Below are 23,816 nucleotides of genomic sequence, written 5' to 3'. Positions count from 1 at the left end.
ATAGAAAAGGTTGTTACCTTTTCCCCGGATCATATGCTTCACCGAGTGCAGACGGAGCCGAAGAACGTCCAACCGCTGCAACGAGAACGATGATGGTAAGCAGGTAAGGCAACATGAAAATAATTTCCTGGGGAATACTTTGTGACCATTCAAACAACTGTACATAATTTCGGATCGCTTGTGAGAATCCAAAGAAGACAGCCGCACCAAAGGCACCAATCGGATTCCACTTACCAAAGATCATAGCTGCAATGGCAATATAACCTTGGCCGGAAACCGTATTGTGTGAGAATGTACCTGTAGTCGTCAACGTAATCGCAGCTCCACCAATGGCCGCAAGTGCACCACTGATCATAACGCCAATATAGCGATAACGAAGCACTTTAACACCAACTGTATCAGCCGCACTTGGATGTTCACCTACAGAACGAAGACGCAGACCAAATGGCGTTTTGAACATGATGTAATACGTCAGGAATACGAACAGAATGGCCAGATATGTTGTTGGATATACGTTCTTGAAGAAGGCTTCTCCAAGCAAAGGAATGTCTTTCAACAATGGCACATCAAACTTGCTGAAACCTTGAACCAACGGTGAATCACCAGAACCTTCAAACAACAGTTTAACCAAGTACAACGTACTTCCTGCTGCCAAAAAGTTAATGACGATACCACTGATAATCTGGTCTGCCTTAAATGTGATAGACGCAACGGCATGAATCAGAGATACCATTACGCCCAATACAATCGCGAGCAAAACCCCCATCCAGGCCGATGTCGTTCCGCCCATGCCCGCTTCTTGAGCATAATGCGCCCCGATTCCAGCTGCAAAGGCACCAAAGACCATAAAACCTTCAAGTCCAAGGTTGGTTACACCTGATTTTTCCGAAAAAATTCCGCCGAGTGATGCAAAAATCAATGCCGTAGCAAAGACAAGCGTCGTATTGATAATTTGCCCAATTGTCAACAAGTCCATCTACAACACCTTCTCTTTCTTACGCTTCGAATAGAACGGTTTAAGTATCCAGCGCACGATGCCTTGTGCCGCAATGAAGAAGATAATCGAACCGATCACAATCCGAATAATCTCAGGCGGAACATCCGCAGCAAAACTCATACCTGCAGATCCGTACGTGAGGGTACCAAACAACACTGCCCCCAATAACACCCCAAACGGATGATTCAAACCAATCAGGGCAACCGCAATTCCGTCAAAGCCTGTTCCCGGTGAACCCGACATTACGGTTTGGTATTGGAACACACCAAGAACCTGGAATGCACCACCAAGACCGGCAAGCATACCACTGATAAACATCGCTTTTACGATATTCCGGTTAACATGCATACCTGCATATTCAGCCGCATTAGGGTTGTAACCTACCGCGCGGATTTCATAACCTTGTTTTGTTTTCCACATATAGATATAAAAGAGCACAGCCATCACAATGGCAATCAACGTCCCCATGTGTACACGCGAATTGCCCATCAGTTCAGAGAGCCATGTCAAACTAATCGAAGCCGATTCGCTGATATCCACGGAACGATTCTCGCCCTTCAACAGCAAGAATTGGCGAACGATAAGGTTGGCCAGATACAGACCAATCCAGTTCAACATGATACTACTGATAACTTCATTGACCCCACGTGCCGCCTTCAGATAACCAGCAATAGCGGCCCACAGACCACCAAACAATGCACCGGCAATCAAAGCCAGTGGCGCATGAAGGTAGATCGGCAAACCTGCAAACTTAACACCAACAAATGTTGCAGCGGTCATACCAACGAGAAATTGACCTTCTCCCCCGATATTAAACAACCCTGCACGTGATGCAAATGCAAATGCTAGTCCAGTCATAATTAGTGGCGTCATTTCCCGTACTGCTTCACCAAAGTTGTACATGTCGCCAAATACCTTGGTGAACAATGCACCATAGGCTTCAATTGGATTGTAGCCACCAATCAGCATGACAACTCCACCGAGAATAAGACCCATAATAATAGCTACTACAGGCAAAATAAATGAATCTCGCGTAAACCATTTCAATACGTTATTCATGCGCAGTACCTCTCTTTTGGGTGCTGCCCGCCATCATCAAGCCGAGCTCCCTGTCATTGGTTTCTTCCGGCAGCACCTCGCCAACGATCTGGCCTTCATAAATAACAGCAATTCGGTCAGATACATTGATAATCTCATCAAGCTCAAATGAAATCAGCAGAACAGCCTTCCCTTGATCGCGCTGTGCAATCAGTTGCTTTTGAACGAACTCAATAGCCCCTACATCCAAACCACGTGTTGGTTGCGCAGCGATAAGCAGTTCAGGGTTTTTATCTACCTCACGGGCGATAATGGCCTTTTGCTGGTTTCCTCCGGACAAGGACCGAGCTTTGGTCTCGATGCTTGGTGTACGCACGTCAAATGCCTCAACAAGCCGCTTCGCCTGCTGTTTGATGGCATCGAAGTTAAGGAACCCTTTACGGGTGTATGGTGCTTTATAATACGATTCCAGAACGATATTTTCACTCACTGAAAAATCAAGTACAAGTCCGTGTTTATGTCGATCTTCCGGAATGTGGGCTACACCCGACTCCGAGATATGGCGCGGAGAATGATTGGACAGCTCCTTGCCCTCCAAAAGAATCGAACCGCTCTCTACTTTACGAAGTCCGGTAAGAGCTTCAATCAGTTCACTTTGCCCGTTACCATCCACGCCTGCGATTCCGACAATCTCTCCTGCACGTACGTTCAGGTTAAGTTGGTTTAGAACCGAAATACCTTCTTTATTCTTGGCTGTTAATTTACTGACTTCGAGCACATTGGCTCCAGGTGTAGCCGGTTTTTTGTCCACTTTGAATGTGACATTCCGACCCACCATTTTCTCTGCCAGCTCATTCGGATTCGTTTCCGAAGTTTTGACCGAATCAATCACTTTACCCCGACGGATAATCGTTACCGTATCGGAGATTTCCATGATTTCTTTCAGTTTGTGCGTGATCAAAATAATGGACTTTCCTTCAGCTACAAGCTTCTTCATGATGATCATCAGTTCTTTGATCTCTTGAGGAGTCAATACGGCTGTAGGCTCGTCAAAAATCAGAATGTCTGCACCGCGATACAACGTTTTAACAATCTCTACACGTTGCTGCATTCCGACAGAAATATCATGAATTTTGGCATGAGGATTCACCTTAAGTCCATACTGTTCGGAAAGACGCTGAACTTCAGCGGCTGCTTTTTTATAGTTAATATTGAGACCCTTCGTTGGTTCAGATCCCAAAATAATGTTCTCTGTTACCGTGAACGGCTGTACAAGTTTAAAATGCTGATGCACCATGCCTATGCCAAGATCGATCGCTCGGTTAGGGCTGTCGATGATGACAGGCTTGCCATTCACTTCAATGGAACCTTCATCTGGCTGATAGAGACCAAATACAATATTCATCAACGTTGACTTACCAGCGCCGTTTTCGCCCAGTAGCGCATGGATCTCGCCCTTACGAAGCTGAAGGCTGATGGCGTCGTTGGCAACAATGCCTGGGAAACGCTTCGTAATTTGTTTTAACTCAACGACGGGGGTTGCTGCACCCATGTAATCACCCTTATACCTGATATAGTGTGGTTCCGCAAACGTAAAAAAAACGTCTATCGACGTACTTTCAAAGAAGACAGACCGCGCTTAGCTGAAGTTTTTCTTGCGATAATCGAATGGTTCAGCTCATTAAGAACAACTCAATTCCATTATCTTAAGAAAAGCTCCTACCGGAGCGTTGATGCACAGTGACCTTGTACAATTGTTATGATGACTTGATCAAATGTTCCTGTTCTTGCAATCATAAGGCCGGTCAAGACCGGCCCCAATGATTATTCATTTGCGACTAAGATCAAAATTACTCTGTAGGAACTTTGATTTCGCCGCTGATGATTTTTTCTTTGTACTCTTCCACTTTTGCAAGTGTATCAGCAGATACATTGGCAGTAGAGGTATCAGCAATACCTACGCCGTTTTCTTTCAAAGTCAGGTTCTCGGAACCACCAGCGAATGTACCATCAACTACTTCTTTGTTAACGCGCTTAACTGCTTCGTCAACTTTTTTGATCATGGAAGTCAAAGTGATCTCATCACCAAACTCAAGAGATTGGTCTTTGTCTACACCGATAACCCATACATCTTGACCTTGCTTCTTACGAGCACTTGCTTCGTTAAACACACCGTTACCTGTTGCGCCAGAAGCGTGGAAGATAATATCTACGCCTTCATTGTAAAGTGTTGCTGCTGCTGCTTTACCCAAGTCAGGTTTATCAAATGCACCTGTGTAGTTAGAAATGAATTGAGCATCAGGGTTAACTGCTTTAACGCCTTCTCTGAATCCTACTTCAAACTTTTTGATTAGTGGGCTTTCCATACCGCCTACAAAACCAATTTTGTTGGATTTAGTTGTCAGACCAGCCACAACACCAACCAGGTAAGATCCTTCTTCTTCAGCAAATGTTACGGATTTAACGTTAGGAGCATCAACAACACTGTCGATGATCGCGAGTTTAGCATCAGGGTTTTGCTCAGCTACAGTTTTGATTGCATCAGCCAATTGGAAACCGATACCCCAAGTCAGATCATATCCGCCTTTAACGAATTCGTTCAGGTTAGGAATGTACTCTTCATCGGATTTACTTTGCAGGTATTTAACAGCAGTACCTGTTTCTGTTTCAGTCGCTTGCAGAGCTTCCCAAGCGGATTGGTTAAAGGATTTGTCATTAACTCCACCTACGTCAGTAACCATACCGATTTTGAGATCGGATTTCGCTTCAGTAGATGTACCACCTGTATCTCCTCCGGCATTTGTTTCTTCTTTCGGTTTGCTACCGCAACCTGCGAGCATAACCGATACCGCCAGCAACATTACCAAAGACAAGCTGAGCATCTTTTTCATTTCTCTTTTTCCCCCTTAATGATATATCCCTCATTCCAATCCAGCCTACAATTGAACGGTTAACAGATAGCAGGAATGACTTTTATGCAGAATGTATGGTTTCTTCGACATTAAAAGCGCATTCTCACCCTTGAAGCATCCTATCATCTGTCGAAAAACCGAACATTATGACATGGAGAGAAAAATCTAGGACTAGCCTACTAGAGGTGATTATACAATCAACCAGTGTTAAAATCCAGATGTTTCATCACCAAATATCACATATTTTTGTTCTTTTTTTATTGAAAACGCTTAATAATTTAGCGATTTAACACACTAACGTTACAACGATGTAATGTTATATAACAAAAACATATCGTGAACTTTAGTGATGAGAGGGATTTACCTGTTTTTATTTGTATTATTTCACCGTTCGTATTTTATGTATTCCCATGGACCGTTATTCACCAGTTATTTGGTTTCATTGTTCCCTTCCAGACTACAGCCTATTCGCTCTACTCACTCAGAGATTCATCCTCGAATTTCTTCCCAAGCCGTAAAAAAAGCCGCCATATAGGTACGGCGGCTTGTATCATACAATTTAAGCGTTGATTTTGCCTTTAGCTACAGTAGCCAAAGAGTTGAACGCATTGATGTCGTTAACGGCCAGATCAGCCAACATTTTGCGGTTCATGTCTACTCCAGCAAGTTTCAAACCATGGATCAGTTTGTTGTAAGACAAACCATTCATACGTGCTGCAGCATTGATACGAACGATCCACAGTCTGCGGAAGTTACGTTTCGTGTTGCGACGGTCACGGTATGCGTATACCAGGGATTTCATTACTTGCTCGTTAGCTGTTTTAAAAATACGGTGTTTGGAACCGAAATAACCTCTTGCCAGTTTCAAAACCTTTTTATGACGACGACGTACTACAAAACCGCCTTTTACTCTTGCCATATTAAAGAACCTCCCAAATAAATATAAATGTATCCGTGGTATGTGTACGGCCGTAGCCGATCCCCCATACGGAATGTACTAATTAAAATTAGCCTTTCAAGTTAGCCAAGCCTTGTTTCAAACGTCTAACATCCCCGGCAGCCATAACTGGGTTACCGTTCAGAACGCGCTTAGCACGTTTGGATTTGTGGGAAAGCAAGTGGTTTTTGTGAGCTTTGTAACGAAGGACCTTACCGGAACCGGTAATTTTGAAGCGTCCTTTCAAACTGCTGTGTGTTTTCATTTTAGGCATTTTGTGTTTCCTCCTCCAATGTTATCAGGCTTTAGGAGCCAAGATCATGATCATACTGCGGCCTTCCAATTTTGGTTGACGTTCAACAGTACAAAGTTCTGCAACTTCTACCTTAACGCGCTCCAAAATCCGTTGACCAATCGCGGCATGTGCAATTTCACGTCCGCGATAACGAACAGAACATTTCACTTTGTCGCCTTCGTTCAAAAACTTAACTACATTACGAAGCTTCGTTTGATAATCGTGCTCCTCAATATTGGAACGGAACCATACTTCTTTAATATCAACAATTTTCTGGTTCTTACGGGCTTCTTTATCTTTCTTTTGTTGCTCATAGCGGAATTTGCCATAGTCCATAATACGACACACCGGCGGTTTAGCCTGTGGTGCCACATTGACCAGATCCAAATTCAGGTCAATCGCCATTTGCAGTGCTTCGCGAATGGGCGTAATCCCAATTTGTTCTCCTTCAGCTCCGACAAGGCGTACTTCCTTCGCCCGAATCTCATCATTAATCATGTGATCTTTACTAATAATCGTCCACCTCCAGGTCATTTTGAATATCCAGTTAAACAAAAATAAAAGGGATGCCGGTCAAGCTACCGACATCCCTGTAATCAACACAATTCTTCATGAGTATACACTTCATAAATTATTGGGATCGTTGACCAGCCAACATGTTTGTTGATCAGGTGAGAAGTCGGACTTCTGCTTGTGATTCCATTGCTATTCGCTTTAAGGCACTTGAATACTATATCACCCATGAAATACATTGTCAACATTCTTCATAACTTTTTTTCGTGAATTACACATTTGTGATATCAGATGTCAACAAAGTATCACATGCATGTTCCTTACCCTTGTTTGCTTTGCACCTCATCCAACCGTACAACACGTGTATGTTGAGTGTGGCTCCACTGTTTGTTGTTCTGCGTAAAGAAAGCGTAGAACGTAATCGGGTACCAAGACAGCAGGTAGATCGGGAACAAAATCAGATATAGATAAACTTTGGCAAAGGTAACCTTCTCCAGCGCCATGGACAACAGGAACGTCAGAATGTTCAAACCAATAGCCACGAAGCCAACCCATAACGGGAAGTATCCATAAATATTAGCAATGTGCGGACCACTGAATATCGCCATGTCTACCCACATCACAGCCGTCATTAGGAACGTAAGCAACACCACATAGACATTGGCTCCGTAAATAGCAAGGTCAAATTTCACCAGGCTTCTTTCCTTAATGGACTGCCATAGCAGCGGGAAGAAGTATCTACGCGCAACTGTAAAGTGACCTTGCATCCAGCGCAGACGTTGTCGCGCTGAAGCTTTGAATGTTAATGGCTTCTCATCAAATACTTTGGCGTCATAGTTGAAAACAGGATACACATTACGTTGCACACTGCGCATCGTAAACTCCAGATCCTCAACCAGACTTGTTGCACCCCAACCAATTTCCTTCAACAGGTTGGTCTCAAAGCACATTCCGGTTCCTCCGAGGAAATTCGCCATGTTCAAGTTATGACGAGACAACTGCCACAGACGGTTGATGTACCAGTAAGATACACCGTAAGCTGCAGTAATCCAGGAATCCTCCGGATTTTTCGTATCAATGTATCCTTGGATAACACGCGAACCATTGTTCAAGTCATCATTCATCTCAAGCAAGAAGTTACGGTCAACCAGGTTATCCGCGTCAAACATAACAACTGCGTCATACTGACGTGGCAATTTCCACAGGTACTTAAGCATCCATTCGATGGCGTACCCTTTACCTCTTAAATCGGCATTGGTACGCACACAGGCGTTTAATCCATGCTCTCTGACAATTTGAGCCGTTCCATCTGTACAGTTGTCACAAATGACAAACACATCGTACAGATCTTCCGGATAATCAAGTTGTTTCAAGTTCTCCATCAAGGCACCAATGACTTGTTCCTCATTGTGTGCTGCGACGAGTACAGCGAATGATTTTGTCGCCGGATAATGTTTCTTTTTCTTTTTCTTAATCAGACCGAACAGCGAAAACGTGAATTGGTACACGGCTAGCAGTGCCAGAATGACCTGCATCGTGACGAATATAGCGTCCAACATCGTTCTCTGTTACCCCCTTTTTTTCAAAACCCAGTTTACTCAAGCATTTCTCTTCCTGATTCTGCAATTTATTTTTTTTTGATCTGCAGAATATGACCCTGTTCTTTTGTGTACTACGTGAATATATCAGGCAATGTTTCAAAGCTTGGTTGCTATCAGTTGGCTGCTTTATCGATTCTGTATCCTTTTCAGTCATTTGTCAAAACCCCAATTCCACTTTTTGAAGCAGAAATGTGATCTTTAAACGCTGAATAGACACTTCGTGATACCACAACCTCGCATTCATGCCTGTTATATCTTATTTTCAGCCGTTTACTTGATTTTTATTTCTAAAGTCCCTGCTTTTTTCATCAGCATGTTATTCTTCGTCAGAGGCCCTATAACAAATAACGCAAACAGACCTCAAAAAGTTTGAAACAGAACTCACATTTTTTTTACCTCATTTCAGCCATGTTGAATCATTGTATCTTTTTTGGCTGACCCAAGTCAAAAAGTTAAGATGGGTATATATCCACTCTTTAACATGAATTTCACTTTCTTTACATGGGTTCTTCTTGAAAAGGACAACATTTAAAAATATGATAAACATATACCTGAAATAACCTCAAGTTCATGAAAAACGGTTATATACTAATCAGGACGAAACCGGATGCAGAAAATCACCGGAAATAATGCCGCCATTACGGGCGGCCTGACTGGCAGGAGGCCAATATGAGCCGTTTATTCTTAAAGTTTCAAGATTATGATCGAAATGTTTTTATGTGGATCAACGGCCGACTTCATAATCGTTTTATGAATTTTTGGCTGTATTATTTCACCCATCTGGGTGGAGCAACTTCATCTATTGCAATATCGTTGTTAATCTGGCTGCTTGCTCCAGCTCCATGGAGCACAACAGGACTCCAGGCATGTATCGCCCTTGCGGTCAGCCACATCCCTGTAGCTATCGCGAAAAAATTGTATCCCCGCATTCGACCTTATCTGGCCTTGCCGGATACAATTACGTTCCGTAATCCACTGACGGATCACTCGTTTCCTTCAGGGCACACAACTGCCATTTTTTCGGTCACAGTTCCCTTTATGACCACTGATCCGATCTTATTGCTAATCTTGTTGCCTGTGGCCCTTATTGTCGGATTCTCTCGAATTTATCTGGGGTTACACTATCCTTCCGATGTTCTGGCGGGTGCCACAATAGGTACTTTAGTCGCACTTGCAACAGTTGCATTCTGGTCTTAAAGCCGATATGTTAGACTCAGAAAAACCTAGCAGGAACAGGTGAAGTAAGCGTGGAGAAAAAAAGAGTATTACTATTATCTGAAGGCTTTGGTACGGGTCATACTCAAGCCGCCTATGCACTGTCCAGCAATTTGCGAAAGCTCTCGCCAGACGTGCAGACAAAAGTGCTTGAATTGGGAAGTTTCTTAAATCCAAAGGTTGCACCTCTGATTATAACAGCATACAAAAAAACGGTTACCAACCAACCCAAACTTTTCGGATACGTATACAGACACCAATATAAAAAATCATTGAACAGGCTGACCACACTGGCGTTGCATAAACTGTTCTATACACACACACGCAGCGTTGTGCGCCAGTTACGTCCCGATGCGATTGTCTGTACACATCCGATTCCAAGTGCTGTCATATCCAGACTGAAACGTCTGGGTGTACAGGTTCCCCTATGCACAGTCATCACCGACTATGATGCACATGGGACGTGGATTAACCGTGAAGTAGACCTTTATCTGGTTTCTTCAGATGAGGTTAAGTCCAAACTAATGCTACGAGGCGTACCTGCAGACAACATTCGAGTCACGGGCATTCCGGTGCATCCAAATTTTTGGGAGCATCCCGGGCGAGAAGAGATCCGAAGCAGATTTAACCTCAAGAACATGCCTACTGTACTGGTGATGGGCGGCGGTTGGGGAATGCTCAGCGACAAGCTGGTCCATCCGTTGCTGACACGCTGGCATGAAGATATTCAGATCATTTTTTGTCTCGGTCGCAACGATAAAACACGGATCAGCATGGAACAGAACCCCATGTATCGCAAAGAAAACATTCACATTATGGGATACACCAACGAAGTGGACAAATTAATGGAAGTATCCGACCTTCTGATTACCAAACCTGGGGGAATGACATGCAGTGAAGGCTTGGCCAAAGGAATTCCCATGTTGTTCCACAATCCTATACCTGGTCAGGAAGAAGAAAACGTCCATTATTTTACGGCAAGAGGGTTGGGAGAACCCATAACTTCGCCCGACGTAGTGGTTAAATGGATGAACAAGCTGTTGCATCACTACCCGGATGTTGTACGTAAACGCAAACGTCATCTGGCGGAAATCGCCAAGGTTCATCCAATGCAGAGCGCTCAAAGTATTATCGATCTGCTGGAGGACGTTCGTCCTTCATCCGCAGAAGAGGCCCGTTTATGAATTTATCCCATTAGGATGTCGCTTCCCGTATTCTTCGTCCAATCATGCCTCTAACCAACGGCTTCAAACAAGCCTGCAACCACATTGAAAAGGTGCCTTCGAATCAGAAGGCACCTTTTCTTTATGAAGGAAAGTACAAACTATTGTATGCCTGTAGACTTCAAATACTCCTGCCACTGCTTGGTGTATTCTGCCTGAATTTTTTCCAATCCTGCTTGTTTAGCCTTCTCCATAAATGTGTTCAATCCAGCCTCTACGTCTGCCACCAAACCTACATTAAGCGGATACAGATATTGTTTTTCCACTTGTTCCAATGCAGCCTTCTCGGCTTGGTACGGTGTCCAGTCTTCAGCAAATCCGGTATAAATATCCGGCTTTTTGATTTTGTCGAGATCTTCAAACATGGTCAGCACGTCATCAAAGGTTTTATCATAGAGCATGAATTCCGGATTACGCCATGCCCAACCATTCATACCCTCACGTGGGAAGCCGTTGGTTTGTGCATCTCCGACCATTTTGTAGTATCCATTATCTACCTCGAAGTTTTTGCCTTCAACGCCGTATTCAGTCAACCAGTTATATCGTTTGTCTGTCACCAGTTTCTCATAAAATGCCAATGCTTTTTCCGGGTTTTTACTGCTACGCGGAATCGCAAAACCATTGTGGATCGGGTGAACCGGTTGTGCAAACCCTTTCGCATTCGGGTACGGGAAATAAGCCAGTTTCCAATCTGGATGAGTAGACTGCACCTTGATGACATCTGCATTAAATTTGTTCGGGTTCTCCCCGGAAAGAACAACAGCCGCTTTTCCATTTTGCAGCAATGAGTTGGAAGTATCCTTTACATTCAGTACGTTTTTCGGAAAAAAGCCTTTATCCATCCAGCGTTTGTATGTTTTCAGGTCTTCCAGGTGTTGCGCCGATCCCCAGTAGGACGTCACGGTTGTTGGTGTGTCATACATAATATCCAGTCCATATGGAAGTTGACCTGCTGTATTAACCAGCTTGGATGTCAATTGACGAATACCATGGGTATGGTTGGCATTGCTATCCGCAATCGGAATCATATTGGGTTCGTTGGCTTTGATGCCCTCCAGATACGCTTCGAGCGTCTCCAAGGATTCCGGTTTCGGAAGATTGTACTTCTCGCGCAAGTCCTCACGGTACGCAATTCCCTCGGTTACATACTCAATCCAAGTGGATGGAACAGTATAGATTTTGTCATTGATTTTGACAGCATTCCACATGTCATCAGGTACATGAGCTTTCAGCGCTGGCGCTGCTGTAGGCAACATTTCATCCAGTGGCAGGAACGCACCCTTCTTGGCATAGGACTGGTAGAATGTCCAATCTGCTGTGAAGATCAGATCGATCGGCTGTCCGGAAGACAGCAGCAGTTTATATTTTTGATCCCAGTCAGTCCATGAGGTGTAGTTGAATTTCACATTGACGTTCAGATCAGCCTCCGCCAGCTTATTGATCTCGGATTCAATAACAGGTAGATCTTTCGGAGCATCCCCAAGCATGTAAAATTGGAGCGTGACTTTCTCTCCTTTGTTCCCGGATGTTCCTCCCTGCTCGCTTCCTTGCGTCGATCCCCCCGAACCGTTATTACATGCGGCAAGTACCCCGGCGAACAACATCAGGGCAAGTACCAGAGACAGGTGCCGAATTGTTTTGTTACGCATATGCATCCTCCCTTTTTGTGGTGAACCTTTATATGTTAGCGCAGACTCGCCATGTTTCAGACCTGAAATGATATCAGTGGCCTGACGCCCACAGCGCGTTCACGTTCTAACCTTTCACTGCACCAATGGTGAGTCCTTTAACAAAATAACGTTGTACAAACGGATACAGGAACAAAATCGGTCCCGTTACAACGATGGCCATTGCCATCTTGGTTGATTCGGTAGGCACATCCTGACTGAGTGTGATCCCTGTGCCAATCGCCATCTGGTCAATGAATGTTATCGTGTTCATCGTGTTGTAGAGATAAAATTGAAGTTGGTACATATCCGGGTTGTTAATGAAGAGGGATGAGGTAAACCAGTCATTCCAGTAACCCAGTGCCAAGAACAGACCTACGGTGGCGATACCAGGCATCGCCAGTTTCAACACAATGCTGAAATAGATGCGGAAATCATTCGCTCCATCAATTTTGGCGGACTCAATCAATTCATCCGGCACTGCCGAGCGAATGAAGTTTTTCATCAGGATAATGAGGAACGGTGTCATCAACCCCGGGAAAATAAGTACGGTGTACGTATCTGTGAGATTGAAGTAGTTCGCCAGCATAATGTACCAAGGCACAAGTCCCCCACCAAACAGGGTTGTGAAGTAGATAAAAAACGAGAACGTGTTCCGATATTTAAAATCCTTACGCTGGAGCACAAATCCAGCCATCGTGATGAGGAACAGCCCTAGCGTAGTCCCCACCACCGTTGTAAAGACCGTTACCCCATAAGCCTTGAGTACCTGAGTCGGGAATTTGAACACCATTTTGTAACCTTCCAGGGAAAAGTCCGTTGGAAAGAGGTGATAACCATCCCTCACAATGGACTCGTTGCTGCTGAATGAACCGGATAAAATCAGCAGGAACGGTAGCAAGCACATGATTGATAAAATGATGATGAAGCTGTAGGAAATCAGTTGAAACATGAAAGTGAATTCCGAATCTCTGAGACGGGTATTCGTACGAGTGTGAGTATTCATTGGCGTGTTCATGATTGTTCTCCCTCCTGCCCTGCGGGCGTTCTAGAACAAGGCGTAGTCCTCATTTACTTTGCGGATAATATAGTTGACGGTCATGATCAAAATGAATCCAAACAAGGACTGATACAGACCAGCAGCCGTTGCCATCCCGATATCAAACGTGACTTTCAGTGAACGATACACATACGTATCAATAATATCTGTAGCGTTGTACAGCACCCCGTTGTTACCGATCAGTTGATAGAACAGGTCAAACTGCCCCTTCATAATACTGCCGAGTGAGAACAACAGCAGGATGACAAAGGTTGGCTTCAGCATCGGTACTGTAATGTACCAGATCCGCTGAAATATATTGGCCCCGTCGATTCGGGCAGCCTCATAATACTCATCACTGATACCCGTTATGGCGGCCAGATAAATGACCATGCTGTATCCAAGATTTTTCCATAGGTAAAAGATGATGATCAGGAATACCCAGATCCAGGGTGTGTTATAAATGTCGACCGGGCCGGCCTCAAAACGTTTGAGCACCGTGTTCACAAAACCCGACTCGTAGTTAAACATGTTGTAAGCGATTACACTTAATAGTACAAATGAGATGAAATACGGCAAAAACATGACGGATTGCGTAATTTTTTTGAATAACCTGCCCCGGATCTCGCTAAGCATGATCGCACAGAAGATCGCCAGACCGTTTCCTAATATAATGAAGGCGAGATTGTAACCCACGGTATTGGTTGTGAGCTTCAGCAACATTCCGGATTGCCATAGGAACTTAAAGTTCTCCAGACCGACAAATGGACTACCAAATAATCCGCCTTCAAAATCATACCGGGTGAACGCATAATAGATGCCGACCATCGGAAAATACGAGTTAATCAGAAAAAAGATCAGCGTGGGCAACAGCATCAGAAACATGATTTTGTTTTTGTTCAATTCTTTGAGCATGGCTCGATCCCTCCCGAATTTCTTGCGGTGCTGCGTGGTGGAGCTCTCTTTTTATTGTAGATGCTCTCTTCACTCACGGATACTGAAGCTTCCCTTCAGAAAATGAACGATTCTGCGAAATGAACTATGAACAAAATGAACGAACCATGAAATGAACAGACATCCACACACATCCGTTCACAAATGTTGATATCGTGCATAGGCTACACCTAGTGAACAATTCAGCGAAAGTTGAACTTTATGTAGAGAAAACAGGCAAAACAGCCTGTCTATCATTGATGTAAACGCATACATAATATATAATTCAAGTTACTCTTGCTCTTCTGCTCTTCCAACTATGAAGCCTCACGTATGTATATGAATTTCTATGTGGTTCACCCAAAATAGGAGGTCTGAGGGGGAAACAGAATGCGTAAACGTTCAGAGGACAGTCAGAAGGTCTTCACACGGATTCTGATCGGCATTATTATCAGTACCGTCGCTACCTTACTTGTGGCTTCTACTATTTTGTACGTCAACTATAATCGGATTGCTCTTCGCCAAGTGTATCGTACAGATATGAACAGTCTTACACAAACCAGCCGTGAAGTGGCGAAAATGACCGAGACTGCAAAATCATTGTCATATCAGATCTATCAGGACTACACCATCTCTTCATTACTGCTTTATTCCAAACCAAATATCTATGAGATCACATCGGCAATGGAGCAGCTAGACAACTACCGTATGTCCCTTCCCTTTATCGAATCCATCTATGTATATAACTCCAAAAGCAATGAATTCTATATCAGTTCCGACGTGCGCAATGGGCAGCAGTCCATCTCGGAGATCGACGATCAGGGGATTAAAAGTATCCTCCAGAACTTCCATGACTATAAACCTTTTGTTCCCATCCCGCGTACATATCAGGTCGGTTCTACCGAAGCGACAGAGGTTAACAGCTACACCTATCTCTGTTATGACACGATCAATGACAATGCCAAACTAAACTACGCTGTCATCGTTAATATCAAGGATGATTGGCTCAGTCCAAATATGAATGCTGTGGATCAACCAGGTAAGACCTTTATCGTGAATGAGAAGGGAGACCTTTTATCTGACTTTGGCGACCGTGCATTGATGAAAAATCTCTCCAGCGAAGCTTTTATGAAGCCAATTATCCAGGATACGGAGCAGTCAGCTTACTTTACCGAGAAGGTCGACGGAGAAAAATCGCTCATCACCTATACCGCTCCCGATGACCTGGGTTGGCGTTATGTAAGAATAACACCTTCTGATCTGATTACCTCAGATATACGGAGTATGCGCACACATACCGTTCTGTTTTGTGTTGGACTTCTCTTCGCAGGCTTGCTGCTCTCTTACCTTGTGTCCCGAAAACTATATCACCCTATTGATAAGGTGCTTGTTCGTTTACGTGTGATGGAAGCAGAGCGACGTGGTAGTCTTCATTTGTTACGGCAGGATTTTCTACGAGGGGCCCTACAGGGCCGCGAAACAGTAACTGGAGGTATGCTGGAAGAACGGATGAAGTTCTACTGCTCCTCCATTGATGTTCAGCGTGCATCCAGACTGGTATTACTGCGTATTGACCATTTTACCGAATTCAGCGAAACGTATCGTGATGAGACCCAACTTGTAAAATACGCCATGATGAACATCTGCACCGAGACAGCCGATCTCCACTACAATGCGGAAGCTGTGGACATGGGCGGTGATCTGATCACACTCATCTTCAATGAAAAAGCGGAAAGCCATGAACTTGAGCAACCTGCTCATAACCGGATCGAAGAGCTGCTACGTATGATGCAGGCAGCTGTAATGACCCATTTGAAATGCTCCATCTCCTGTACGATCGGCACGGAAGAAGATTCATTGGAAGACAGTATTGCATCCTACACCAGATCAGCCGAAGCCTCACTGCATCGTTTGTTCATGGGACCGGGCTGTCTGATCTATACCTCTGACATCATGGCTTATCACGCCAAGGAGTACGCATTTCCAGCAGGTAAGGAAAGACAACTTGTCGATCATCTAATGACAGGTAAGACGCGAGAAGCAAAACAAGTCTATGCAGATATTGTCGGCGAGACAGCCGCATATCCATTTACCGTCTTCCAGCTAGCTTTATCCCATCTGACGATGACACTGAACCATGTACGAAATACCCTCAAGAAGAATAATCAACTCACGCTTGATTCAGTCTCGGATGGTCTAATGCTGCCTGTCAAAAACGCGGAAGACATTAGTGAAGTACATGAACACTTCTATCGGATGTTTGATGAGCTTGGTTCCAAAGTCGAGGAGAAACGTACACTGAAGCACGAAGAGTTAATTCGTAAAATCAATGGCATTATTGAGCGGGACTATTCAGACCCCAATCTATGTCTAACTTCTATCGCAGATGAGTTGGGCATGTCGCCCATCTATGTAAGCAGGCTCTACAAACAGCTCACCCTGAAAGGGCTCACGGACGTAATTAACGAAACCCGCATAGCCAAGGCCCAGCATCTGCTGGTGGAGACAGAAAACTCCGTTGCCGACATTGCCGAGAGGACCGGATTCACCAACAGTTCATACTTCTATCGCATGTTCAAAAAGTTTAACGGGGTTACACCAAACGATTATCGCCGCAAAGAATTTCATTCAGAAAACTTTTGAAATCATCCCAGACTTGAGTTTATGGAGTAATGCACATCGATTGTTAATGCAGAAAAAGAGCGACCTATGAGAATGAATCATTCACCTCATGTGTCGCTCTTATTTAATGAGTTTAAGTTAGATTTCGATTTATTCCTGTTCCTGATCTTCACCAGACTCATCAGAAGCTTCACGAACTTTATACTTGTCCAGACGTGTCTGCTGATACTCACGCAGGGCCTCTTCACCCACAATCACTTCAACCCGGTGAATGTTCATACCTTTACCCATGAATTTCTGCTCGTACTCCGTCATCACATGTTCTTCATTCAAACCATCACGATGCAGATTCAAAGAAATATTGGTCATTTGTAGGCCGAAGTCGGCAATGGCGTTGAGTGAGAAATCAAACAGCGTCTCCGAATCGGTTTTGAAATGAATCTGACCTTTGGGATTAAGCAATTCCGTGTATTTCTTCAGGAAGCGTGGATGCGTCAACCGACGACGTGCATGCTTTGCTTTTGGCCAAGGATCACTGAAGTTCAAATAAATGCGCTCCAGTTCTTCCGGTTCAAAAACTTCTTCGATCTGTTCGATATTTGCCAGCGCAAGCTTCAGGTTAGGGGGTGTCTCCACATCAGCCTGACTCCACGCATTACGAGCTTTCTCACTGGCACGACGCACCAGTTCATCATACATATCAATACCGATGAAATTAAATTCCGGATATTTATAACTCATTTGGCTGATAAATTGACCTTTACCCATACCAAATTCCACGAAGATCGGGTGATCATTGCCAAACAATTCAGACCATTTTCCTTTATGTTGCTTGGGGTCCAGTACAACAAGATCAACTTGCTGCTCCAGATTTTCTCTTATCCCTTTTCTGCCACGTAAACGCATTTTATTCCTCCGTTTGTCCCATACTTGTCTCAGACTTATTTTGCCGAAGAACTGGCAAATTGTAAAGAGCAATGAAAAGGGAATCTTCGGATCTGCCACTTTGGGCAAATCTCAAAGATTCCCTCTTCGATTTATTTGGAATTGGGGTCCAACTACTTTAGTAGTTCATAGTCTACCTTATCTTGGTGTGAAAAATCAAATGTCTTTTCGAAAGCATCGCGAACTTTTTGTCTTGCAGCCGCTTTCACTTTCGGATTTCCATTAAAACGAACACCTGTTAAAGCCAGTGCTTCTTCTGCCGTCAATTCAACAGACACATGATTCAATTCATTGTTTTTAACTTGGGAATTCATTCATATCACCTCACGGTATAGTATGGTCCATGACGTCAACGTTGATTCAAATGCTATGATGAATAATACCCATTAGATGGTGTCTGACGCTGATTTAAATATAACATAAGGTGTAAACTATAGCAAGGAAAAAACCTTGATTTTACGGCCTATTTTTGCGTTTCGATTCCCTTTTTTTTTAGTTTTTTGATACAATGATAAAGTGAGCATTTTGCATAAATCCCATAAGCGTCTTCCAATCAGCAAGATATGGATCAGGATGCTTTTTCCTGTCCATATCTTGTACCCGTGAGCGATTGAAATCGAATAATGCAAAATGCTAAAGTTCATGAAGACACCTATAATCGCTATCCATCGTCTATGACGGAAATCGCATAGCGCTTCTTCTTTTGTTCACGTATGATTACGGTAATTCGACAACCAAAGGAGTACCCTGAAGATGAATGCACCTGCATTACAGTCCCCTCTCCTGTGGGGAGATAAACGATTCCATACCTGGAATTATGAGATGCGAGATCAATTTAACAATAAGGTTTTCAAAGTAATGCTGGATGCTGGATTCACCTGTCCCAACCGCGACGGTTCCATTGCCAAAGGTGGTTGCACCTTCTGCAGTGCGCGTGGATCAGGCGATTTTGCTGGCAGCAGACGTGAAGATCTGGTCACCCAATTCAATACAATTCGAGATAAACAGCACCTCAAGTGGCCTAAAGCCCATTATATTGGCTACTTCCAAGCCTATACGAATACGTATGCTCCGGTTGAGGAGCTGCGCGAATATTTTGAAGAAATTCTTGAGCAACCCGGTGTTGTTGGTTTGTCCATCGCCACTCGCCCGGATTGTTTGCCAGATGACGTTGTTGATTATTTGGCTGAACTGAACGAACGCACCTATCTGTGGGTTGAGATGGGGCTTCAAACCATCCATGATTCCACATCAACATTGATTAATCGCGCGCACGACACGAAGTGTTACGAAGAGGCGGTTGAGAAACTGCGTAAACGGAATATACGTGTGTGCACACATATCATATATGGTCTGCCTCAAGAGACACATGAGATGATGCTGGACACTGGACGGGCAGTTGCCAATATGGATGTACAGGGAATCAAGATTCACCTGCTGCATCTGATGCGCAAAACACCAATGGTGAAGCAATACGAAGCCGGTCTTTTACGTTTTCTGGATCAGGACGAGTATATCAAGCTGATCGTAGATACACTGGAGATGCTTCCACCGGAAATGATCGTACACCGTCTTACAGGCGACGCACCGCGTGATCTGTTGATTGGACCGATGTGGTCCATGAACAAATGGGAAGTGTTGAACTCCATTGATCGTGAGTTGCGAGAGCGGGATTCATGGCAAGGTAAGTATTGGAGGCGAGCATAGATGGGCTTTCTTTCGGTTCTCAGCTGTGCGCATCAGTGGATTGCTTCCCGTCTGCAGCAAGGTGATCTGGCGATAGATGCAACGGTGGGTACAGGAGCAGACACACTATTTTTGGCACAACAAGTTGGCCGGCGTGGTCAAGTCATTGGATTCGATATTCAAAATGAAGCCCTCACGCTGGCACAGGCCCGGATTCGAAAACAAAATGATGAAGCCAAGCTTGGCTCCATCTCCATGCTTCAACTAAGCCATGATCGAATGGCAGAAGCAGTTCCTGAGTCATGGCTTGGTACGGTTGGTGCAGTTATGTTCAATCTGGGGTACCTGCCTTCAGAAAGTGCAGATTCCTCCATCATCACCGAGACTGACAGCACAATCGCTGCACTCGAGGCTGCACTCGCTTTATTACGTCCTCGCGGAATTATTACGGTTGTGCTCTACCCCGGTCATGACGGAGGGGCACAGGAAGCAGAAGCTGTATTGGACTGGTCCTCTGCCCTTCCGGTGGAACAGGCACAGGTTGTGATCTATCGCCAATTGCAGCGAGAAACTTCTCCTTTTCTGATCGGAATCGAGAAAAAATAATTTCCTTTGTTCACCAAATACAATAAACTAGACACAATCGCAAGGCGAGCTATTAACGGCTTTTTCTTACTGCGATCTGTGTTCTACATCTACATATGCAAACGTATTCACTTGTTTGCTCATGGCGACTACATGCCCATGACTGATTAAAGCGATCCACCATTTCATATACTAGAGGAGAGATTACTGATGTCTACGCCATACCCATTACAATTCCAACCTGAGTTCAAAGAACGTGTGTGGGGCGGTCGTGCGCTGGAGCAATTCGGCCTTACGCCCCCTGAAGGACATATCGGAGAAGGATGGATGATTGCGGATCATCCCAACGGTACAACCAAGGTATTAAATGGAGCACTGGCTGGCAAAGGTCTGGATGAAGTTCGTGAACAACTGGGCACCGAATGGCTTGGAACCAAAGGCGTCTCTGAAAAAGGCGGCCGTTTCCCCCTTCTGATTAAGCTGCTTGACTGCAACGATGACCTGTCCGTTCAGGTTCATCCAACAGACGATTATGAGGCACTTCCTCCAGGCGAGCTTGGCAAAACAGAAATGTGGTATGTACTCGACGCAAAACCGGGCGCACACATCATCTATGGCTTGAACGACGGCGTTGATCGGGCAACATTAAAAGAAGCATTGGAAAACGGCACGGTGATGGATACCCTTCGTCAGGTACCTGTAGAGGCCGGCGATACGTTCTTTATCCCTGCGGGAACAGTGCATGCGCTCTGTGCAGGTGTCGTTGTCGCTGAGATTCAGCAAAACTCGGATACGACGTACCGCATATACGATTATAATCGTCCAGGGCTGGATGGCAAACCACGTGAGTTGCATGTTGAAGACTCATTAAATGTCACCGCCTATGAGGGCGCAGGTGCCTCAACGATGAAAACAAATAACGCTACTCCTGGTGAATGGCTCAAGCTTGCGGAATGCCCTTATTTTGTAGTTGAAAAAGGTATTGTGAACAAACGTTGGGAACTCTCCACCAATCCTGACAGCTTCACGATTCTCGTTGTCTGTGAAGGAGAAGGAACTTTGGAGTGGGCACATGCTGAATCAGACAGCATTGAATTGAAAGCTGGACAATGTTATCTCTTGCCAGCCAATCTGGGTTCTTATACATTGAACGGGAATACCACTGTTCTTCGCTCTTATCTGCCCTAAATCAAGCTTATATGTAACCTGTGAAGGAGGAATTACACGAGATGCAGGAATCTACCTTTGCCTTGGTCGCTAGTGAAGGTACCCGTATTCATGTGTACCGCTGGCTTCCCGATCCGGAATGCAACGTTAAAGGTGTAGTGCAAATTGCACATGGCATGGGCGAAACGGCAGCCCGATACGCCGAATTTGCCGACATCCTTACCCAAAATGGCTATGCGATTTATGCCAATGACCATCGGGGTCATGGCAAAACTGTGGAGAATGCCAAGTTGCTTGGTAATGCTGGTATCGATGCCTTCCGCTGGATGGCGAGTGATATGATCAATCTGGGCGAAGTAGCCGCCAAAGAGAATCCTGGGGTGCCCCTGTTTCTAATGGGACATAGCATGGGCTCATTCTTGGTACAACATCTCATGTACGCTGGTCATGAGCAGTACCATGCCTTTATTTTATCCGGGACAAACGGCAGACGTGGTCTGCTCCGGTTTGGAGAGAAGCTGGCCTTCTTGCAGTGCGGCATTCAGGGGGCTACCCACCCCAGCATGCTACTCAACGCGATTGTATTTGGTGGATTTAATCGCTCTTTCCGCCCTGCAACGACACCGTTTGATTGGTTGTCCCGGGACTCACAAGAGGTTCAGCGATTCATTGATGACCCCCTGTGCGGAGCAGTCTGTACAGCAGGCTTTTTCCGCGACTTCTTCAAATTGTTGCTTGAAGTCCATCTTCCACACAATATGGAGCGCATACCCAAACACAAACCCGTATACCTGTTCTCAGGTGAGAAGGACCCTGTCGGACTTCATGGCAAAGGCGTTCTTAATCTGGTCTCGCAGTATAAGAAACTTCAGCTGGAGAATATTGAGTATCGCCTGTATCCCGATGGACGCCATGAAATGCTGCATGAGATCAACCGAACAGAAGTGGCTCAGCATGTTGTGAACTGGTTAGAGCGGAATACCCCTGGCCCGAATACACACTCTAGTCCGTTGAACCGTACTGAGATGGCTGACTCTATATAATAGAGTCGGAGACATATCAAGAGCAAAAAGAAACCCCTGAATCGGATGTACAGCTCACGCTGCGCACCAGTTCAGGGGTTTTCTTGTTAAGCGATATGAATAATAGCTATAATCAAACGTTATGGATTAACCTTCAATTAACAGGGATTCCGGGTCTTCAAGCAGTTCTTTCACGGTTACGAGGAAGCGAACAGCCTCACTACCGTCGATAATCCGGTGATCGTAGGACAACGCGATGTACATCATTGGACGGTTCTCCATCCGTTCTGCATCAATCGCCACTGGACGAAGCTGGATCTTATGCATCCCCAGAATACCCACTTGAGGTGTATTCAGAATTGGCGTAGACAACAAGGAACCAAATGTTCCACCATTGGTGATGGTGAACGTTCCACCTTGCAGATCAGATAACGCCAGCGTGTTGGAACGAGCTTTGGATGCCAGGTCCGCAATGCTCTTCTCGATCTCGGCAAAGCCCAGACGATCTGCATCACGCACAACCGGTACAACCAGTCCTTCCTTCGCAGATACGGCGATGCCGATATCATAATACTTTTTGAGTACAACATCTTCGCCATCAATCTCTGCGTTAATTGTAGGGAATTTTTTCAGAGCCCCCACAACCGCTTTAGTGAAGAAGGACATGAAGCCCAGGTTAATCTCATGTTTCTCTTTGAACTTGTCCTTACGGCGTTTACGTACATCCATGATCGCAGTCATATCAACTTCATTAAACGTAGTCAACATGGCTGCTGTCTGCTGAGCCTCTACCAGACGTTTCGCAATGGTTGCACGACGGCGAGACATCCGCTGACGCTCCACTGGTTTAGTATAGGTAGAACTTCCAGCTGCCGGAGCACTTGGTGCTGCTGGAGCTTTACTCGCAGGGGGAGCAGCAGGAGCAGGCGCCAGATTGTTATGGCTCTTCACATCATCCTGGTATACCCGTCCAATCGGATCTTTGCTCTGAACCTGATCCAGTTCGATACCACGTTCACGTGCAAGCTTACGGGCAGACGGTGAAGCAGTCTTGGCACTATCGGATGACTCCGGTGCTGCCGCAACAGGTGCTGGTGGTGGTGTTGGAGCTTCAGGTGCAGGAGTAACGGTCTTTTTCTCTTCAGCTGCTGGTTCGGAAGCGGGTGCACCGCTTCCTCCTCCAGAACCAGCTGAGAGTGTACCGATCGTTTCACCGATCTCGACCGTCTCTCCTTCCTGACGAATGATCTTCTCCAGCACGCCACTTTCTTCTGCGCTGATCTCAATATTTACTTTATCCGTTTCCAGTTCAAGAAGCACATCACCCTGATTAACGGTATCCCCTTCTTTAACCATCCATCTGGATACAGTTCCCTCAGTTATTGACTCACCCATTGCAGGTACTTTAATTTCACTCAC

21 protein-coding genes are annotated in these 23,816 nt (G+C 45.0%); 7 read left to right on the top strand and 14 right to left on the bottom strand.

Annotated features, from left to right (window positions below):
- Nucleotides 1–13: 13 nt before the first annotated feature.
- The 8 genes from MKY95_RS09295 to MKY95_RS09260 form a co-directional block, all read right to left on the bottom strand.
- On the bottom strand, nucleotides 14–976 hold the full coding sequence (locus MKY95_RS09295; protein WP_036610165.1) for an ABC transporter permease: 963 nt from the start codon (nucleotides 974–976) through the stop codon (nucleotides 14–16).
- Nucleotides 977–2,056 (bottom strand): ABC transporter permease, encoded by a 1,080-nt coding sequence (locus MKY95_RS09290; protein ID WP_036669750.1) that lies wholly within the window; start codon nucleotides 2,054–2,056, stop codon nucleotides 977–979.
- Nucleotides 2,049–3,587 (bottom strand): ABC transporter ATP-binding protein, encoded by a 1,539-nt coding sequence (locus MKY95_RS09285; RefSeq protein WP_036610171.1) that lies wholly within the window; start codon nucleotides 3,585–3,587, stop codon nucleotides 2,049–2,051. The genes MKY95_RS09290 and MKY95_RS09285 overlap by 8 nt, the downstream gene beginning before the upstream one ends.
- A 298-nt stretch (nucleotides 3,588–3,885) precedes the next feature.
- Nucleotides 3,886–4,926: a BMP family ABC transporter substrate-binding protein gene (locus tag MKY95_RS09280; RefSeq protein WP_076252456.1), complete on the bottom strand. Its 1,041-nt coding sequence runs from the start codon at nucleotides 4,924–4,926 to the stop codon at nucleotides 3,886–3,888.
- 580 nt (nucleotides 4,927–5,506) lie between these two features.
- Nucleotides 5,507–5,866: a 50S ribosomal protein L20 gene (gene rplT / locus MKY95_RS09275; RefSeq protein WP_017689664.1), complete on the bottom strand. Its 360-nt coding sequence runs from the start codon at nucleotides 5,864–5,866 to the stop codon at nucleotides 5,507–5,509.
- An 88-nt stretch (nucleotides 5,867–5,954) separates the two neighbouring features.
- Nucleotides 5,955–6,158 carry a 50S ribosomal protein L35 gene (gene rpmI / locus MKY95_RS09270; protein ID WP_017689665.1) on the bottom strand — a complete coding sequence of 68 codons (204 nt, stop codon included), beginning with the start codon at nucleotides 6,156–6,158 and terminating at the stop codon, nucleotides 5,955–5,957.
- Nucleotides 6,159–6,182: 24 nt separating this feature from the next.
- Nucleotides 6,183–6,677: a translation initiation factor IF-3 gene (infC, locus tag MKY95_RS09265; RefSeq protein ID WP_017689666.1), complete on the bottom strand. Its 495-nt coding sequence runs from the start codon at nucleotides 6,675–6,677 to the stop codon at nucleotides 6,183–6,185.
- 335 nt (nucleotides 6,678–7,012) lie between these two features.
- Nucleotides 7,013–8,251, bottom strand: a complete 1,239-nt coding sequence (locus tag MKY95_RS09260) for a glycosyltransferase family 2 protein (protein ID WP_036610177.1) — start codon at nucleotides 8,249–8,251, stop codon at nucleotides 7,013–7,015.
- Between the two features lie 711 nt (nucleotides 8,252–8,962).
- Here MKY95_RS09260 and MKY95_RS09255 point away from each other — a divergent pair.
- Both MKY95_RS09255 and MKY95_RS09250 read left to right on the top strand, forming a co-directional pair.
- Nucleotides 8,963–9,490 (top strand): phosphatase PAP2 family protein, encoded by a 528-nt coding sequence (locus tag MKY95_RS09255; protein WP_017689668.1) that lies wholly within the window; start codon nucleotides 8,963–8,965, stop codon nucleotides 9,488–9,490.
- Between the two features lie 50 nt (nucleotides 9,491–9,540).
- Complete coding sequence (locus MKY95_RS09250; RefSeq protein ID WP_036669745.1) at nucleotides 9,541–10,692, top strand: UDP-N-acetylglucosamine--LPS N-acetylglucosamine transferase; 1,152 nt, start codon at nucleotides 9,541–9,543, stop codon at nucleotides 10,690–10,692.
- A gap of 140 nt (nucleotides 10,693–10,832) precedes the next feature.
- Here MKY95_RS09250 and MKY95_RS09245 read toward each other — a convergent pair whose 3' ends face one another.
- The 3 genes from MKY95_RS09245 to MKY95_RS09235 all read right to left on the bottom strand — a co-directional run bounded on the left by MKY95_RS09245 (nucleotide 10,833) and on the right by MKY95_RS09235 (nucleotide 14,352).
- Complete coding sequence (locus MKY95_RS09245; RefSeq protein WP_143781022.1) at nucleotides 10,833–12,380, bottom strand: extracellular solute-binding protein; 1,548 nt, start codon at nucleotides 12,378–12,380, stop codon at nucleotides 10,833–10,835.
- Between the two features lie 106 nt (nucleotides 12,381–12,486).
- Entirely contained in the window at nucleotides 12,487–13,416 is a 930-nt protein-coding gene (locus MKY95_RS09240; RefSeq protein WP_081745926.1) for a carbohydrate ABC transporter permease, read from the bottom strand.
- 30 nt (nucleotides 13,417–13,446) lie between these two features.
- Nucleotides 13,447–14,352: an ABC transporter permease subunit gene (locus MKY95_RS09235; protein ID WP_017689672.1), complete on the bottom strand. Its 906-nt coding sequence runs from the start codon at nucleotides 14,350–14,352 to the stop codon at nucleotides 13,447–13,449.
- A gap of 408 nt (nucleotides 14,353–14,760) precedes the next feature.
- On the opposite strand from MKY95_RS09235, the gene MKY95_RS09230 reads away from it, so the two are divergent.
- Nucleotides 14,761–17,013, top strand: a complete 2,253-nt coding sequence (locus MKY95_RS09230; RefSeq protein WP_076318301.1) for a helix-turn-helix domain-containing protein — start codon at nucleotides 14,761–14,763, stop codon at nucleotides 17,011–17,013.
- A 129-nt stretch (nucleotides 17,014–17,142) separates the two neighbouring features.
- Here the strand turns inward: MKY95_RS09230 and trmB are convergent, their stop codons facing one another.
- A complete protein-coding gene (gene trmB, locus MKY95_RS09225; protein ID WP_076252463.1) occupies nucleotides 17,143–17,898 on the bottom strand; it encodes a tRNA (guanosine(46)-N7)-methyltransferase TrmB in 756 nt (251 codons plus the stop codon).
- 152 nt (nucleotides 17,899–18,050) lie between these two features.
- Entirely contained in the window at nucleotides 18,051–18,251 is a 201-nt protein-coding gene (locus tag MKY95_RS09220) for a hypothetical protein (protein ID WP_036610190.1), read from the bottom strand.
- A 439-nt stretch (nucleotides 18,252–18,690) separates the two neighbouring features.
- On the opposite strand from MKY95_RS09220, the gene MKY95_RS09215 reads away from it, so the two are divergent.
- The 4 genes from MKY95_RS09215 (at nucleotide 18,691) to MKY95_RS09200 (ending at nucleotide 22,418) form a co-directional block, all read left to right on the top strand.
- Complete coding sequence (locus MKY95_RS09215; RefSeq protein ID WP_036669734.1) at nucleotides 18,691–19,644, top strand: TIGR01212 family radical SAM protein; 954 nt, start codon at nucleotides 18,691–18,693, stop codon at nucleotides 19,642–19,644.
- Nucleotides 19,645–20,229 carry a class I SAM-dependent methyltransferase gene (locus MKY95_RS09210; protein ID WP_076318300.1) on the top strand — a complete coding sequence of 195 codons (585 nt, stop codon included), beginning with the start codon at nucleotides 19,645–19,647 and terminating at the stop codon, nucleotides 20,227–20,229. It begins immediately after the preceding gene.
- 189 nt (nucleotides 20,230–20,418) lie between these two features.
- On the top strand, nucleotides 20,419–21,396 hold the full coding sequence (locus MKY95_RS09205) for a type I phosphomannose isomerase catalytic subunit (RefSeq protein ID WP_036610197.1): 978 nt from the start codon (nucleotides 20,419–20,421) through the stop codon (nucleotides 21,394–21,396).
- A gap of 41 nt (nucleotides 21,397–21,437) precedes the next feature.
- Complete coding sequence (locus tag MKY95_RS09200) at nucleotides 21,438–22,418, top strand: alpha/beta hydrolase (RefSeq protein WP_076318299.1); 981 nt, start codon at nucleotides 21,438–21,440, stop codon at nucleotides 22,416–22,418.
- A gap of 126 nt (nucleotides 22,419–22,544) precedes the next feature.
- On the opposite strand, the gene odhB is transcribed toward MKY95_RS09200, so the two are convergent.
- Nucleotides 22,545–23,816, bottom strand: coding sequence for a 2-oxoglutarate dehydrogenase complex dihydrolipoyllysine-residue succinyltransferase (gene odhB, locus MKY95_RS09195; RefSeq protein WP_076318298.1), 1,272 nt, complete (start codon nucleotides 23,814–23,816; stop codon nucleotides 22,545–22,547).

It is taken from the genome of Paenibacillus sp. FSL P4-0176 (genome assembly GCF_037975265.1).
Classification (GTDB): domain Bacteria; phylum Bacillota; class Bacilli; order Paenibacillales; family Paenibacillaceae; genus Paenibacillus; species Paenibacillus amylolyticus.
This window is presented reverse-complemented; position numbering and strand designations above follow the sequence as displayed.

Bases quoted from the DNA above. Each gene is read 5' to 3' on its own strand.
- MKY95_RS09230 (WP_076318301.1), top strand. From the start codon at position 14,761: ATGCGTAAACGTTCAGAGGACAGTCAGAAGGTCTTCACACGGATTCTG.
- MKY95_RS09200 (WP_076318299.1), top strand. From the start codon at position 21,438: ATGCAGGAATCTACCTTTGCCTTGGTCGCTAGTGAAGGTACCCGTATT.
- rpmI (WP_017689665.1), bottom strand. From the start codon at position 6,158: ATGCCTAAAATGAAAACACACAGCAGTTTGAAAGGACGCTTCAAAATT.
- MKY95_RS09245 (WP_143781022.1), bottom strand. From the start codon at position 12,380: ATGCGTAACAAAACAATTCGGCACCTGTCTCTGGTACTTGCCCTGATG.
- MKY95_RS09295 (WP_036610165.1), bottom strand. From the start codon at position 976: ATGGACTTGTTGACAATTGGGCAAATTATCAATACGACGCTTGTCTTT.
- MKY95_RS09210 (WP_076318300.1), top strand. From the start codon at position 19,645: ATGGGCTTTCTTTCGGTTCTCAGCTGTGCGCATCAGTGGATTGCTTCC.
- trmB (WP_076252463.1), bottom strand. From the start codon at position 17,898: ATGCGTTTACGTGGCAGAAAAGGGATAAGAGAAAATCTGGAGCAGCAA.
- MKY95_RS09205 (WP_036610197.1), top strand. From the start codon at position 20,419: ATGTCTACGCCATACCCATTACAATTCCAACCTGAGTTCAAAGAACGT.
- MKY95_RS09285 (WP_036610171.1), bottom strand. From the start codon at position 3,587: ATGGGTGCAGCAACCCCCGTCGTTGAGTTAAAACAAATTACGAAGCGT.
- rplT (WP_017689664.1), bottom strand. From the start codon at position 5,866: ATGGCAAGAGTAAAAGGCGGTTTTGTAGTACGTCGTCGTCATAAAAAG.
- MKY95_RS09240 (WP_081745926.1), bottom strand. From the start codon at position 13,416: ATGAACACGCCAATGAATACTCACACTCGTACGAATACCCGTCTCAGA.
- MKY95_RS09280 (WP_076252456.1), bottom strand. From the start codon at position 4,926: ATGAAAAAGATGCTCAGCTTGTCTTTGGTAATGTTGCTGGCGGTATCG.
- infC (WP_017689666.1), bottom strand. From the start codon at position 6,677: ATGATTAATGATGAGATTCGGGCGAAGGAAGTACGCCTTGTCGGAGCT.
- MKY95_RS09290 (WP_036669750.1), bottom strand. From the start codon at position 2,056: ATGAATAACGTATTGAAATGGTTTACGCGAGATTCATTTATTTTGCCT.
- MKY95_RS09260 (WP_036610177.1), bottom strand. From the start codon at position 8,251: ATGTTGGACGCTATATTCGTCACGATGCAGGTCATTCTGGCACTGCTA.
- MKY95_RS09220 (WP_036610190.1), bottom strand. From the start codon at position 18,251: ATGAATTCCCAAGTTAAAAACAATGAATTGAATCATGTGTCTGTTGAA.
- MKY95_RS09215 (WP_036669734.1), top strand. From the start codon at position 18,691: ATGAATGCACCTGCATTACAGTCCCCTCTCCTGTGGGGAGATAAACGA.
- MKY95_RS09235 (WP_017689672.1), bottom strand. From the start codon at position 14,352: ATGCTCAAAGAATTGAACAAAAACAAAATCATGTTTCTGATGCTGTTG.
- MKY95_RS09255 (WP_017689668.1), top strand. From the start codon at position 8,963: ATGAGCCGTTTATTCTTAAAGTTTCAAGATTATGATCGAAATGTTTTT.